Raw genomic sequence first — 14,271 nt, 5'->3', positions numbered from 1 at the left:
CGCGTCTGCACGGCGACACTCCGTGTCGGGCCGTGCAGCGCCGCGCGCTCGCGGGCTACCGCAGCGCGTCGCCTGCCGGTCCGAGGTCGAGGAACACCGTCTCGCCGTTGGCGTCGTCGAGTCCGTCGTTGTCGGTCACCACATAGAGCGACCCGTTGCCGGCGATCGCAAAGCCCTCGACCTTCTCCTGGGTGTAGCCGCGGGTGGCCTGCAGGTCCGGAAGCAGATCGCGGGCAAGCGCTTTCGGCAACAGCGGCGGCGCCGCAGCACCCGTCGCCCCGGCACCGGTCGGCAGCGCCACCCGGTAGATCGCCTTCACCCGGGCGTCGGGCCCGTTCAGCTTGTCGCGCTCCAGCACCAACAGTGCGCCGTCGTGCACCTGGATCTCGGACAGTCCGATCCAGTCGCCGTCGACGTCGGTCGACTCCAGCGGATAGCCGAACCACTCCCAGGTGTCGGAGTCCGGCAAGTAGCGGCCGAGGCGGGCCACTCCGCTCGGATCGGTCTTCACCTCCCGCTGCACCGCGACCCACACCGCGTCCCCGTCGAGCGCGACGCCTTCGAATCCCTGCCCACCGAGTCCGGCGGCGACCTCGGAAGGCAACGACACCCGGCGCTCGATCGCCCCGTCGGCACCGACGAACACCAGCTGGTTGCCCGGGCCTTCCTCGCCCTCGACGGCGAGCACGAACCCGCCGTCGGGACGCGCCGCGACGCCCTCGACGTCGAGGGTGACCGCTTCACCGGCCTCGGTGACGGGCAGCTCGGTGTCGATCAGCGCCGGGGTCTGGGTGAGGTCGACGCCGAGAATGCGCGAGGGTCCGTAGGCGACGTCGGGCGCGGTGTAGAGCCGGTTCTCGTCGGCCGGATCGGCGCTCAGCGCACCGAGCGCACCCCACGCGATAGGGGTGCCGTCCACGTCACCGGACACGATCGACGGGAATGGCGGAGCCCCGGCGTAGCGCTCGCCGAAGCCGTAGACGGTGACCGTGGCGCGGACCCGTGCCTCGGCGTCATCGCTCTCCGAGGAGATGACGAGCAGGTCGCGCGCCGGGACGGGCAGGATGCCCTCGGGGCCGGGTGTGGCCGGCAGCATTTGCCGGAACTGCGGGTTGGTGGCGTCGCTGACGTCGTAGACGGCGACGAAATTGCTCCGCTCGGACGCCACGAGTGCGACGGGACGGCCGCCGATCTCGGTGATCGCCAAACCTTCGGGTTCGGGACCCTTGGACTCGGCGCGACTTTCGATGTGCAGACCGGTCCGGACCGCCAGCTGTTCAACGCTGTTGCCGGCGTCCCAGACCACCTCGCCGGTGCCGGCGTCGAAGATGCTCCAGCCGCGGGTACCGCCCTTCCAGTCGCCTTCGTTGGCGGTGGCGACGTGGGTGTCGTCGATCCAGCCGATGGCGTCGGGTTCGCGCGGGGTGTCGGTGATCGAACCGGTCTGCTCGACCCGGCCGTCCTCGGCGGTGTCTATCCCGGTGACGGATTCCGTTCCGGCACTGAAGATCTTCTGCACTGCGCCGGTGCGGCCGTCGATGATCGCGATGCCGTTGTTCTCCTGCAGCGTCACCGCGACCTGGCCGCGAGCGTTCACACTGACGTACTCGGGCTCCAGGTCCTCGGGGGTGTCCAGGCCCGCCGCACGGGCGGCGTCGACGTCGAAGTCGACCCGCCGGGGTACCCAGGTGTCGGGTGCGCCCGCGAGGTCGAGCAGCTGCACGAACCCGGTCGGCGGCTGCGGCAGGTCGCCTTCTTCGGCGCCGGGCGGGGTGAACTCCTCGTCGCGCTGGTTCTCGATCGCGATCGCGGCGAACGAACCGTCGTGCGCGACGGCGATCGAGTCGGGCTGGCCGCCGAGGTCGACGCTGTGCACGCGGGTGCGGTCGGCCACCCGGACGACGTCGACCCGGCCGGACGGGTTCGCGAAGTCGCCGCCGGTGGTGTCGACGACGACCAGCACGTACTCGCCAACGGCAGCGACGGAGGTGGGCTGGTCGTCGGCGTGGCCGAGTTCAGCCAGCGAGAGTGTGCCCAGCCCAACGGGATTGGCGGGGTCGCGGATGTCGAGGAAGCCGATGCGCTTGCCGGCGGCATCAGTGTAGATCACGGTGTTGCCGTCCGGGGTGACGGTGGAGATCTCGGCGACGGTCTCGGCGTCGACGGGGTCAGTGGCCGGCTTGTTCAGGTGCACCGGGTAGGTGGCGAGGCGGTGGTAGCGCTGCGCGTCGGGGAGGGTGAAGTCGACGGCTGCCGTCGCCCGTTCGCGGATCGGCGTCGCACCCTCGTCGTCCGGACCGCGGGAGCACCCCGCCAGCAGCAGTGTCGCGGTCAGGCCGGTCGCCGTCGCGCACGTCCAGTTCGGTGTCCAGTGGACAGCCATCCGTCACCCTCTTCAGTTGTGGTCGCGGGACGGCTGAGCTTGGCGCGCCGAGGTGACCGGATCACGATCACCACGTGAATGTCAGATGACGGCTCGGTAGCCGGCCGAGCGCGCGGGTCTGCACAGCGACACGCCGCCCCTCGCGTACAACGGCGCGCGCTCGCGCCCGCCGAACGCGCCCCGCGCGCCCGCGCCTCTCAGCTCGCGAAGGCCTCCTCGGCGACCTTCTCAACCTCGACGAGGTTGTCCCCGTACACGCCGGCGTTGCCCAGACCGCAGTGCCGGTCGGCGGTGATCGCGTTGACCGTCGTCCCCGACGTCTTGCCCTGCCAGTGCCCGACGTTGGCCATCACCAGGCCGGCCATCAGTCCGTCGTCGTAGGCCGCCGGCCCCTGGAACGATCCGCGATCGTTGAACACGCGGACCACGTCGCCCTCGGCGATACCGCGTTCGGCCGCATCGGCGGGGTGGATGAACACCCGCTGCCCGCCCTGCACCTTCTGCTTGTCCGCGGCATTGCCGTACTGACTGTTGAGGAACGCATGCGGTTTGGGTGAGATGATCGACAGCGGGTACTGCTGTGCCAGTTCGGGATTGGACTGTGGCGACTCGAACGGCGGGACGTAGTCGGGCACCGGGTCGACGTAGCCGCCGGGCTGCATACCCTCGTACATCGAGCGCCACACCGGGACGACGAAGTTGCCGCCCTCGGCCAGGCTGGACTTGAACTCGCATTTGCCCGACGGGGTCGGGAAGTTCCCCTCCGCGTGCGGCGCCCGCACATCGGGAGTGCCGACGGCCAGCCGCATCCAGCCGACCTCTTCGAGCTTCTCGTAGGTGATACCGGCCAAGGCGGGTGCGTCCCAGTCGTGGAAGTCGATGAGCATTTCACGGTCGGTGCGGTTCCAGTAGGCCATGGATTCGTCGTCGAACTCCATGACATGCGCCAGCCGCCGGAACAACTCGACGTTGGGCACGCATTCGCCGGGCGGCGCGATGGCCGGCTGGTTCAGCGAGATGTAGAGGTGTCCCCAGGTGACCATGATGTCGAGTTGTTCGGCCTGCATGGTCGCCGGCAGCAGCAGGTCCGCGAATTTCGCTGTGTCGGTGACGAAGTGCTCGCTGACGACGGTGAACAGGTCGTCGCGCATCAGGCCGCGCATGGTCTTCTCCTGCGCCGGGCCCTGCGACACGGGGTTGGAGTTGTAGACGAACAGCGACTTGATCGGCGGGTCGAGCTCCATCTCGCCGGTCAGCGCCATGCCGAGGTCGAGTTCGTTGACAACCCGGGTGCCCTCGGGGATCCACTCCGGCTTGCAGATCGCGTCGAACTTCGTCGGGAACTCCCAGATCGGCATCTCCATCGTGCCGCCGCCGACGTGGCGCCACGCGCCGACGAGCGCGGGCAGGCAGGTGATGGCCCGGATCGCCTGGCCACCGCCGCGGCTGCGCTCCAGCGCGACGCCCTGCCGGATCGCGGCGGGCTGCGACGTGGCGTACTCGTAGGCCAATTTTCGGATGTCGTCGGCGGGGATGCCGGTGATCTCCTCGACCCGTTCCGGCGGGTACTGCGCGGCGCGTTCGGCGAGTTCGTCGTAGCCGACGGTGTAGCGCTCGACGTAGTCGGTGTCGACCAGGCCCTGGGCGATGATCTGCTGGATCATGCCCATCGCGAGCGCCCCGTCGGTGCCCGGCCGGATCGGGATGTGCCAATCCGCCTGCCGCGCAGTGCGATTCTTCACGGGGTCGATGACGACGATCTTCGCGCCGTTGTTCTTGCGGGCTTCGAGCAGGAACGGCCAGCCGTGCAGGTTGGTGCTGGTCATGTTCATGCCCCACACGATGATGTACTTCGAGTGCGCCATCGACTCGACGTCCAGGCCCCCGGAGCCGCCGACGGTCATGTGCCAGGCGGTCGACGACCCCGATTCGCAGTAGGTCTTCTCGGCGACGGTCGACCCGAGCCGGTTGAAGAACGCGTCGCCCGACGTGAGCCCGTTGAGCACTCCCTGGTGGCCGAGGTAGGCGTGCGGCATGATCGCCTGGCTGCCGTAGGTGTCGATGATCTCGGTCCACCGCGACTTGATCTCTGCGAGCGCCTCGTCCCACGTGATCCGTTCGAACTCGCCGGAGCCCTTCGCGCCCACCCGGCGCATCGGGTAGAGCAGGCGGTCGGGCTGGTAGTGGTGCTCGTGGAAGTTCTTGACCTTCACGCACAGACCGCCGCGGGTCATCGGATGGTTCGGATCTCCCTGGACGTCAACGAGTTTGCCGTCCTCGACGTGGTAGAGCATCGCGCAGGTGTCGGGACAGTCGTGGGGGCAGGCCCCCCGCACGATGGTGAGTGGTTTCGGTGTGGCGTCGAGGGTCATGGGGTGGTCCTTTTCGACGGCGGCGGAGGATGTACCCAGTGAACGACGCGGGTGTGGCATCCCAATTTCGCCGTCATTAACGCGACGTGACGGCGCCGCCCCTCGCCAAGATTGCGTCCGCGCAGACAAAGTGCGAGAAGACGCCTGCTGGAATGCAAGTTCGGCGAGAATAGGGCGCGGCGTAAGGTGCGATCGATGTACGTCGACGTGATGACGACCCCGCAACCCCTGCGCTCGACCGGCGATCTCGCCCGCCGCACCCGGGAGGCGGGCTTCGACGGCATGTTGTTCACCGAGACCGGCCGTACCGCGTACCTCAACGCGGCCGCGGCGGCGCTGGCCGCGCCCGGACTGCAGTTGTCGACGGGAGTGGCGGTCGCGTTTCCGCGCAGCCCGTTCGTCACGGCAGCCTCGGCGTGGGAACTGCAGGAGGCCTCCGGCGGGAACTTCCGGCTCGGTCTCGGCACCCAGGTCCGCACCCATGTGGTGCGCCGCTACGGCGTCGAGTTCGAGCACCCCGGCCCCCGACTTCGGGACTACGTGCTCGCGGTCAAAGCCTGCTTCGGCGCGTTCCGCACCGGAACCCTCGACCACCACGGCGACTTCTACAACCTGGACTTCATCACCCCGCAGTGGAGCGCCGGACCGATCGACGCCCCCGACCCGAAGGTCGACGTCGCCGCGGTCAACCCCTGGATGCTGCGGATGGCCGGCGAGGTCGCCGACGGGGTCCACGTGCACCCGCTCGGCGAGCCCGGCTACATCGCCCGCCACGTCATCCCGAAAGTGGCCGAGGGAGCGCAGAAATCGGGACGCTCCCCGTCCGAGATCGCCCTGATCGTGCCGGTGATGACGGTCGTGGGGGACACCGATGAGGAACGCCACCGCGAGCGCGAACTGGTCCGCGCCAGCATGAGCTTCTACGGAAGCACGCCCAACTATGCGTTCATCTGGGACGAGGCCGGCTTCGAGGGGACCACGGCGCGGATCCGGGAGAAGCAGAAGGCCGGCGACATCAAGGGCATGGCCGCGCAGATCACCGACGAGCACATCGCCGTGTTCGCGACCGAATCCACCTGGGACGGGCTGGCCGACGCCCTGAGCGCCAGGTACGGCGGCACCGCCACCCGCATCGTGCTGTACAACGCGCTGGCCGACCCGGAGCGGTTCGAACGCTACGGCATTGTCGCGCAGCGTCTCTCGAACGCACAGCAGGCTTAGCCGACCCCCGCACCGGGTACGCACCCGGGGCCCGACAGCCGAACAGGGGAGGCAGATGACATCGCCGGTATCGACCTCCACCTGGGCTCCGCTGCAGTCGCCGGTGTTCCGCGCGCTGTGGATCGCGCAGTTCGTCTCGAATCTCGGCACCTGGATGCAGACCGTCGGCGCCCAGTGGATGCTGGTCGACGACCCGGCCGCCGCGGTTCTGGTGCCGCTGGTGCAGACGGCCACCACGTTGCCGGTGATGCTGCTGGCGTTGCCGTCGGGTGTGCTGGCCGATCTCGTCGACCGCCGCCGGTTGCTGATCGCGACGCAGGGCGCGATGGCCGCCGGCGTGGGTCTTCTCGCCACGCTGACCGGTGCCGGGCTGACCACCCCGACGGTCCTGCTGACGCTGTTGTTCGTGATCGGCTGCGGGCAGGCGCTGACCGCGCCGGCCTGGCAGGCGATCCAGCCGGATCTCGTGCCGTCGGATCAGATTCCCGCCGCCGCGGCGCTGGGCAGCATGAGCATGAACGGGGCCAGGGCGATCGGACCCGCGATCGCCGGTGCTCTGGTGTCGCTGACCGGCCCGACGATCGTGTTCGCACTCAACGCGGTGTCGTTCGTGGGCATCGTGCTGGTGCTCGTGTGGTGGCGGCGCCCGCCCGTGCGCAGCGACTACCCGCCCGAGCGGGCGCTGGCCGCGCTCAGTGCCGGCGGCCGCTACATCCGCAGCTCCCCCATCGTGCGGCGCATCCTGCTGCGCACGGTGTTGTTCATCGCGCCCGGCAGCGCGGTGTGGGGGTTACTCCCGGTCATCGCGAGGGACCAGCTGGGCCTGGGATCGGCCGGCTACGGCGCACTGCTCGGCGCACTGGGTGTCGGGGCGGTGCTCGGCGCGTTCGCGTTGTCGCGGCTGCGGGCCCGGTTCGGCCAGAACAAGCTGCTGATCGCCGGTGCGGCCGGCTTCGGGATGGCCACGGCCGTGCTCGCGCTCGTCCACAACGTCGCGGTCGTCGCGGCGGCGCTGGTGATCGGGGGCGCCGCGTGGCTGCTGACGCTGTCGACGCTGAACGCGTCGATGCAGCTGAGCCTGCCGAGTTGGGTGCGGGCCCGCGGCCTGTCGGTGTACCAGCTGATCTTCATGGGCGGTCAGGCCGTCGGCTCGCTGCTGTGGGGGCTTCTCGCGGGCGGCACCAGCAGCGTCACCAGCCTGCTGGTCAGTGCCGCGCTGCTGATTTTCTGCGCGCTGTCGCTGTGGTGGTGGCCGCTGCACGCCGGCACCGGAACCCTCGACCTCACCCCGTCCTCACACTGGCCGGAGCCGACGTTGCTGTTCGAGCCCGAGCCGCTCGACGGGCCCGTCCTGGTGATCACCGCCTACCGGGTGCTGCCGGAGAACGAGGAGCCGTTCATGGCCGCGATGGCCCGCCTGGGACGGTCGCGGCAGCGCACCGGGGCCTCGATGTGGCAGCTGTTCCGCAGCATCGAGCAGGAGTCGACGTTCGTGGAGACGTTCATCGTGCGTTCCTGGGGTGAGCACATGCACCAGCACTACACCCGGCTCACGGGGCAGGATCAGCTGATCGAGCAGGACGTCGAGCGGTACACCGAAGGCGACGCCGTCGCCGAGCACTATCTCGCGGTGCGCGACGCGCGCTGACCTATTTCGGGTGCCGCGCGGTGAACGACACCGCGACCTCGTCGGCGACCTTCATCGCGCCCATCATCATCGAGTAGGGCTTGAGGCCGTGGTCGGCGTGGCTCACCGACGCGCGGCAGGCCATCTGCCACTGCTCGCCGAGGTCCTCGACCTCCACCTCGAGCACGCGGTCGCGGCTGCGGCCGTGCAGGTCCAGCGTGCCGTGCAGCAGGTAGCCGTGATCCGCGGGCTCGATCGACGACGTCCGGAACACGATCTGCGGAAACCGTTTGGCCTGCAGGGTTTTCAGGGCGTTCGCGCGCGCCAGCGCCTTCTCCGGGGCGGACAGCCCGGTCACACCGCCCTCGCCGCCGAGCACCTCGAGGCTGCCGACGTCGACGGTCATCTCCACCGACACCGGCCGGTCGCCGTCCCACTCCACGGTGGCTCGCCACTGCACCGCGATGGTCAGCCGGTGGCCCATCTTGGCCGCCGGTCCCGTCACGCCGGTGGTCAGCAGGAGCTCACCGTCCGACGGATCCAGTTCCCACGTCGTCACCGGCCGAGCGTATCCAGACGGGCTAAGACCCCGGAGGGTAAGGCAGCCCGAAGTCGTCGGCCAGCAGGCTCTGCACGATGATCATCGCCGCCTCCGAGCCCGCGGCGATCGCGCCGGAGATGTGTGGTTGTTCGGTGCACACGTCGCCGGCGGCGAAGACCCCACCGGTGCTGGTGCGGGCCATCTCGTCCACGCTGAGCGGTTCGGTGCCCAGCGGCCCGGGGGTGCAGGTCGCGCCGAGTTGTTCGGCCAGTGCGGAGCGCTGCCGCACCGGCGCCTCGACCAGCAGCCCGTCGCGGGCCAGCGTGTCACCGTCGGCGAACGCGATGCTCTCCAATTCGCCGTCGTCACCGTGCAATTCGACGACGCGCCGGTCGTCGATCCGGACGCCGGCGGCGGTGAGGACCCGTTCGTCGTCGGGGGTGAGGTCGGTCTTCCCGTCGGTCAGCAGCACGACGTCATCGGTCCAGCCGCGCAGCATCAACGCCGCGTGCAGGCTGGCGTCCCCCGCGGCCAGCGCCGCCAGCTTCCGGTCCCGCATCTCCCAGCCGTGGCAGAAAGGGCAGTGGAAGACGGCGGTGCCCCACAGCTCGGCCAGACCGGGCAGTTGTGGCGGGCAGTACGACATCCCCGTCGCCAGCAGTACCCGTTTGGCGCGGATCTGCCGGCCGTCGTCGATGTCGAGTTCGAACCCGTGGTCGCTCGCCCGGCCCGCGAGCACTTCGCCGTGCCGGTACTCGACGCTCGGGTAGGCCCGCAGTTGGGCGCGGCCGGTCTCGTACAACTCGTCGGGGGGCCGCTGGTCGAAGCCGAGCAGCCCGCCGATCACGGGCGCGGCCCGGTTGCTCGGGTCTGCGGTGTCGACGACGACGGTGCTGCGCCGCGCCCTGCCCAGCACCAGGGCCGCGCTCAGTCCGGCGGCGCCGGCGCCCACCACTGCACATTCGTAATCCACCGACGGTCTGTTCCCCGAATCGGCGCGGTTAGGCATCCCGGTCGGCAGCACCCAGCGGTTCGACGGGCGGATCAGCGTCCTATTCTTCGCACAACCCAACGGCGTCGAACCGAAGGACACATCTCGTGAACACTTCCAGACTGGTTCCGCCGGTGGCGGACGATCCGCACGCCATGGACGGGTTGCGCGACGAGGTGCGGCAGTTCGTCGCCGAACAGCGCGACGCCGGCCGCATCGGCCGTCAGGTCGACTCCTGGCTGACGGGCTGGGACGAGGACTTCTCCCGTGCGCTGGCCGCCCGGGGATGGCTGGGCATGACGGTCCCCGAGGAGTACGGCGGCCACGGCCGGAGTTTCCTGGAGCGGTTCGTCGTCACCGAGGAGCTGCTCGCCGCCGGCGCGCCCGTGGGCGCCCACTGGATCGCCGATCGCCAGATCGTCCCGTCCCTGCTCAAGTACGGCACCGAAACGCAGAAGCGCCGCTACCTTCCCGAGATCGCCGCCGGCCGTTGCTATTTCGGCATCGGCATGAGCGAACCGGACTCGGGTTCCGATCTCGCCAGCGTGCGCACCAAGGCCTCACCCGTCGACGGCGGATGGTCGGTCACGGGAGCCAAGGTGTGGACGTCGGGGGCGCATAGGGCGGACGCCTTCATCTGCCTGGCCCGCACCGAACCGGTCGACCCCGCGCACCGCCACGCCGGGCTGAGCCAGTTCATCGTCGACCTGCGCTCGCCGGGGGTCGACATCCGTCCGATCGTGTCGATGGACGGCCGGCACCACTTCAACGAGGTCCTGCTCGACGACGTCTTCGTCGCCGACGACATGGTGTTCGGCGCCATCGGCGACGGGTGGCAGCAGGTGACCTCCGAGCTGGCGTTCGAGCGCAGCGGGCCCGAGCGCTTCCTGTCGACGTTCCCTCTGCTGGCCGAGTTGGCCGCGCTGATGAACGACGGGCTGCCGCGGCACAACGATCTCGGCCGTTACGTCGCACGCGTGGCCGGACTGCACCAGATGTCCACCGCGGTCGCCGGGGCCCTGGAACGGCACGAACCGGCCGACACCGCAGCGGCCGTGGTCAAGGTTCTGGGCACCAGCACCGAGGGCGACATCGCCGACTTCGCCGACCTGCTCACCGACGCCTGCGCACCCGATCACGGCGGGTACCGCGCGATGCTCGACGACGCGGTCGTCCAGCGTCCCGGGTTCACGCTGCGGGGCGGTACCAACGAGATCCTGCGCGGCGTGATCGCCCGCGGATTGGGGATGCGCTGATGACCGGACCCACCTCGGTCGATCCCGACCTCGTCGAGATGTTGGATGCGGTGTTCGCCGACCACCGTGAACAGCTCGGAGCCCAGCGGCCCGCCGCGACCTGGGACGCGGGGCTGTGGGATCGCCTCGGCCAGCTGGGATTGACGCGGCTGACCGGCAGCGAGGAGTCCGGCGGCAGTGGCGCCGGTTGGCGCGAAGGCGCCGAACTGCTTCGCGCGGCGGTCCAGAACGGAGTTCAGGTTCCCCTGGCCGAGCACGACCTGCTGGCGTGCTGGCTGCTCGAGTCGGCCGGTCTACCCGTCGACGACGCACGCCGTACGGTGTGCGTCCTCGACGACGGTGTCGCACACGGCGTCCCGTGGGCGTCCGAGGCGGACAGGATCGTCGTGGTCTGGCGCACGAACGGGACCGCTCAGGTCGCCGACGTCGCCGCCGGCGACCTCGCCGTCACCTCAGGGGCCAACCTCGCCGGCGAACCACGTGACACCGTCGCCGCCGATCCCGCAGCACTGACCGGCACCACGGTGCCGAACGCGCTGATCGATCAGTTGTTGCTGCGGGGCGCTCTGGTGCGCGGCCTGCAGGTGTGCGCGGCGCTGGACCGGATCGTGGCCCTGTCGATCGCGCACACGACCGATCGCACACAGTTCGGCCGGCCGCTGGCGAAGTTCCAGTCCGTCCAGAACCTGGTCTCCGACAGCGCCGCCGAGGCCGCGCTGGCGCGTGCGGCCACCGAAGCCGCCCTCACCGAGGCGGTGCGCACCGGATGGTCGGGCACCAATCTCGAATTCCTTGTCGCCGTGGCGCGTTCGTGCACCGGACATGCGACGTCGGTGGTGGTGCGCAATGCCCATCAAGTGCACGGGGCGATCGGCACCACCCGGGAACACAGGCTCCACGAGTTCACCCAGCCCGCGTTGGCGTGGCGGTCGGAGTTCGGCTCGGTCCACTACTGGGATGAGCTGCTGACGACCGCGGCGCTCGCCGCGGGCCGCGACGGCCTCTGGCCGTTGATCACCGCCTGACGGGACCTGCCCCCGGCGGGATCGGCCTACGTGTTGAAGTCCGGCAGACCGTCGACCGGTGCCGACTTCTCGTCGGTGACGTCGGTGCGCGGATCCTCGCGGGCCTGCTCCTGCACCTCGGCGGCGTGGCGCAGGTTGTCTCCGGTGTTCTCCGCGTGGTCGGGCTGGGTCACGACGTCTCCTTCATCCGATGGGTCGAGGTCGGCATACCCACTCGCCGCCGCGGACTATCGGTACAAAGGAATCAAACACAACCGCCACACAGTTGGGAGTCGCCGACGCATGCTCGAGATCAGCGGGTTGACGTGGGGTGTGACGATCGGCGTGATCGTCGGCCTGCTCGCGATAGACCTGATCCTGGCCGCGCTGCGGCCACACAGGGTCGGGTTCCGGGAGGCGACCGTCTGGTCGGTGTTCTACATCGCGGTCGCGATCGGGTTCGGCGTGTGGTTCGCGATGACGCACGGCGGGGACTTCGGCACCGAGTACTTCGCCGGCTACATCGTCGAGAAGAGCCTGTCGGTCGACAACCTGTTCGTGTTCGTCATCATCATGACGACGTTCGCGGTGCCCGAGGAGCATCAACACAAGGTGCTGACGTTCGGCATCATCCTCGCCCTGATCATGCGGGCGATCTTCATCGCCGTCGGCGCGACCCTGTTGTCGTTGTTCTCGTTCATGTTCCTGCTGTTCGGGCTGTTGCTGATCTACACCGCGATCCAGCTGTTCCGGCACCGCGACGAGGATCCCGACGTCGAGAACAACATCATGATCCGGGCCACCCGCAAGGTCCTGCCGATCAGCGACGACTACGACGGGGGCAAGCTGCTGACCCGCCGCGAGGGTCGGCGGATGGCCACCCCGCTGCTCGCGGTGCTGATCGCGATCGGCAGCGTCGACCTGCTCTTCGCGCTCGACTCGATCCCGGCGGTCTTCGGGGTGACGAATGAGCCGTACATCGTGTTCACCGCGAATGCGTTCGCGCTGCTGGGTTTGCGCGCGTTGTTCTTCCTCGTGAAGGGGCTGCTGGACCGCCTGGTGTACTTGTCGACGGGGTTGTCGATCATCCTGGCGTTCATCGGGGTGAAGCTGATCCTGCACTGGGGTCATGTGGACATCAACCCCCAGATCCCGGAGATCAACACGTATCTGAGCCTGGTGGTGATCATCGGGATCCTGACGATCGTGACGGTTGCCAGCCTGATCAAGACCCGCAAGGATCCGACGGCGAAGGCCCATCCCGGTTCGCTGCGCGCCAGCCGCAAGCGACCCGAGGAGCAGCGCGACGCCACCGGGTGAGCGGTGGCGCACTGAGGACCGCACCGTCACATTTTCGTGTGAATCATCCACCGCCCGCTGTGGCATGGTTGTCCAGGGAATTCCGGGGGGAGGACACACATGCAGGCCGAGCGTCCGCTTGCCGCTGACGACCACGACCGCATCGTCGCGGCCGTCCACGACGAGGTCGCCCGGTGGGGTATCGACCGCTTCGACGTCGGAGCGATGGCGCATCGGCACGGTCTCGACGAGCCGTCCATCCGCCGGCACTGGCCCGATCCGGAATCCCTACTGCTGCACGCCCTGGCCCTGCGCCCCGGCGACGACGGGTCTCTTCCCGACACCGGATCGCTGCGCACCGATCTGATCGCCCTCGCCCAGCGGATGGTCGCGTTGATCACCTCCGACGAGGGCCGCAAGCTCCACGGCGGGCACCTGATCGCAGACACGTTCGTCGCCAGCATGGATGTACGGCGCTCGGCCTGGCGAGCGCGCGCGGCGAGTCTGGCGGGCGTGTTCGAGCGGGCGCGCGAGCGCGGCGAACTGCGCGCCGGGGTCGATCACATCACGGCGCTGGAGATGCTGTTCGCGCCGATCAACATGCGAGCGCTCTACACCGGCGAGGACATCGACGACGCCTACTGCGAACAGATCGCCGACATGGTCTACCGCGCGGTGTCGGCCTGACCCGTCAACATCCGAAGGCGTTCGGACGCACCGGAGTCGGGCACCGGAAGGTACGCCACTATCTGGATGTCGGGCACGTCGACCGGCGCCACCTGGTGGTGTTCGAGTCGTAGTTCGCCCGCCGCCGGATGCCGGAACAGCCGTTCCCGCGAGGTGAACCGTTCGATGCTCGTCGCCTGCCATGCCGCGGCGAAATGCGGGCTCTCCGAGGACAGTCTCGACACCAGCGCGGTGTAGGACGGCTCACCCACCCGCGGGCCCGCATCGGCACGGAACTCGGCGAGGAAGCGGCGGCTGTCGGTGTCCCAGTTCGGTAGCAGCTCGTGGATGTACGGATCGGTGAACACCAGCCACAGCAGGTTCCGGTCGGTCTCCGGTACCCGTTCGACGTTCGGGTACAGCGCCGCATAGGTCGTGTTCCAGGCGGCGATCCCCCAGTCCGGTGTGATCGCGAACGCCGGATACCCTTCCAGCGCATCGAGGAAGTGCTGGATGTGCGGCGGCATCGGTCCTCGCGAGACGGCCGCGTCGACGGCGTAGCCGCCCAGGGCGAGCACGTACTCGTGCTCGGCCGGCGACAACCGCAGAGCGTCGGCGACCGCGTCGAGCACCTGCTTGGACGGGTTGATGTCGCGGCCCTGCTCCAGCCACGTGTACCAGGTAACGCTGACGCCGGCGGTCACGGCGACCTCCTCGCGGCGCAGACCGCCGGTGCGGGCCCGCGGCAACTCCGGCAGTCCGACATCCGCGCGACGGATCGCCTCACGGCGCGCCCGCAGGAACTCCCCGAGGGCAAGACGCCGTTGTGCGCGTGTGTCCACGCCGCCGAGAGTAGTACTGCCAGTACTGGTATCGAGGCCGTCTTCCGTCCGGCCCCGGTTCACCGGACC

12 protein-coding genes are annotated in these 14,271 nt (G+C 69.3%); 6 read left to right on the top strand and 6 right to left on the bottom strand.

The window, feature by feature from the left end; all coding sequences use genetic code 11:
- Window positions 1-55: 55 nt before the first annotated feature.
- Entirely contained in the window at window positions 56-2,383 is a 2,328-nt protein-coding gene (locus DYE23_RS05135) for an esterase-like activity of phytase family protein (protein WP_115326687.1), read from the bottom strand.
- A 197-nt stretch (window positions 2,384-2,580) separates the two neighbouring features.
- Entirely contained in the window at window positions 2,581-4,755 is a 2,175-nt protein-coding gene (locus DYE23_RS05130) for a molybdopterin-containing oxidoreductase family protein (protein ID WP_115326686.1), read from the bottom strand.
- 195 nt (window positions 4,756-4,950) lie between these two features.
- Between DYE23_RS05130 and DYE23_RS05125 the strand changes: the two genes are divergently transcribed.
- Together DYE23_RS05125 and DYE23_RS05120 are read left to right on the top strand one after the other, a co-directional pair.
- Entirely contained in the window at window positions 4,951-5,976 is a 1,026-nt protein-coding gene (locus tag DYE23_RS05125) for a TIGR03617 family F420-dependent LLM class oxidoreductase (protein ID WP_115326685.1), read from the top strand.
- Window positions 5,977-6,031: 55 nt separating this feature from the next.
- Entirely contained in the window at window positions 6,032-7,624 is a 1,593-nt protein-coding gene (locus DYE23_RS05120; protein ID WP_115326684.1) for an MFS transporter, read from the top strand.
- Window position 7,625: 1 nt separating this feature from the next.
- Here DYE23_RS05120 and DYE23_RS05115 read toward each other — a convergent pair whose 3' ends face one another.
- Both DYE23_RS05115 and DYE23_RS05110 read right to left on the bottom strand, forming a co-directional pair.
- Window positions 7,626-8,162 (bottom strand): YceI family protein, encoded by a 537-nt coding sequence (locus DYE23_RS05115; RefSeq protein WP_115326683.1) that lies wholly within the window; start codon window positions 8,160-8,162, stop codon window positions 7,626-7,628.
- A gap of 22 nt (window positions 8,163-8,184) precedes the next feature.
- Complete coding sequence (locus tag DYE23_RS05110) at window positions 8,185-9,153, bottom strand: NAD(P)/FAD-dependent oxidoreductase (protein ID WP_115328870.1); 969 nt, start codon at window positions 9,151-9,153, stop codon at window positions 8,185-8,187.
- Between the two features lie 89 nt (window positions 9,154-9,242).
- On the opposite strand from DYE23_RS05110, the gene DYE23_RS05105 reads away from it, so the two are divergent.
- Both DYE23_RS05105 and DYE23_RS05100 read left to right on the top strand, forming a co-directional pair.
- Window positions 9,243-10,391 (top strand): acyl-CoA dehydrogenase family protein, encoded by a 1,149-nt coding sequence (locus DYE23_RS05105; protein WP_011895988.1) that lies wholly within the window; start codon window positions 9,243-9,245, stop codon window positions 10,389-10,391.
- A complete protein-coding gene (locus DYE23_RS05100) occupies window positions 10,391-11,416 on the top strand; it encodes an acyl-CoA dehydrogenase family protein (RefSeq protein ID WP_011895989.1) in 1,026 nt (341 codons plus the stop codon). The genes DYE23_RS05105 and DYE23_RS05100 overlap by 1 nt, the downstream gene beginning before the upstream one ends.
- A 26-nt stretch (window positions 11,417-11,442) precedes the next feature.
- On the opposite strand, the gene DYE23_RS30775 is transcribed toward DYE23_RS05100, so the two are convergent.
- Window positions 11,443-11,589 (bottom strand): hypothetical protein, encoded by a 147-nt coding sequence (locus tag DYE23_RS30775; RefSeq protein ID WP_158022100.1) that lies wholly within the window; start codon window positions 11,587-11,589, stop codon window positions 11,443-11,445.
- Window positions 11,590-11,698: 109 nt separating this feature from the next.
- Between DYE23_RS30775 and DYE23_RS05095 the strand changes: the two genes are divergently transcribed.
- Entirely contained in the window at window positions 11,699-12,715 is a 1,017-nt protein-coding gene (locus DYE23_RS05095) for a TerC family protein (protein ID WP_115326682.1), read from the top strand.
- 99 nt (window positions 12,716-12,814) lie between these two features.
- Window positions 12,815-13,381 carry a TetR-like C-terminal domain-containing protein gene (locus DYE23_RS05090; RefSeq protein WP_115326681.1) on the top strand — a complete coding sequence of 189 codons (567 nt, stop codon included), beginning with the start codon at window positions 12,815-12,817 and terminating at the stop codon, window positions 13,379-13,381.
- Here DYE23_RS05090 and DYE23_RS05085 read toward each other — a convergent pair.
- Window positions 13,360-14,202, bottom strand: a complete 843-nt coding sequence (locus DYE23_RS05085) for a helix-turn-helix transcriptional regulator (protein ID WP_115326680.1) — start codon at window positions 14,200-14,202, stop codon at window positions 13,360-13,362. The genes DYE23_RS05090 and DYE23_RS05085 overlap by 22 nt on opposite strands.
- Window positions 14,203-14,271: the final 69 nt, after the last annotated feature.

This window comes from Mycolicibacterium gilvum, assembly GCF_900454025.1.
GTDB classification, from domain to species: domain Bacteria; phylum Actinomycetota; class Actinomycetes; order Mycobacteriales; family Mycobacteriaceae; genus Mycobacterium; species Mycobacterium gilvum.
The sequence above is the reverse complement of the archived record's forward strand: the minus strand, read 5'-3'. Positions and strand labels throughout refer to the sequence as shown.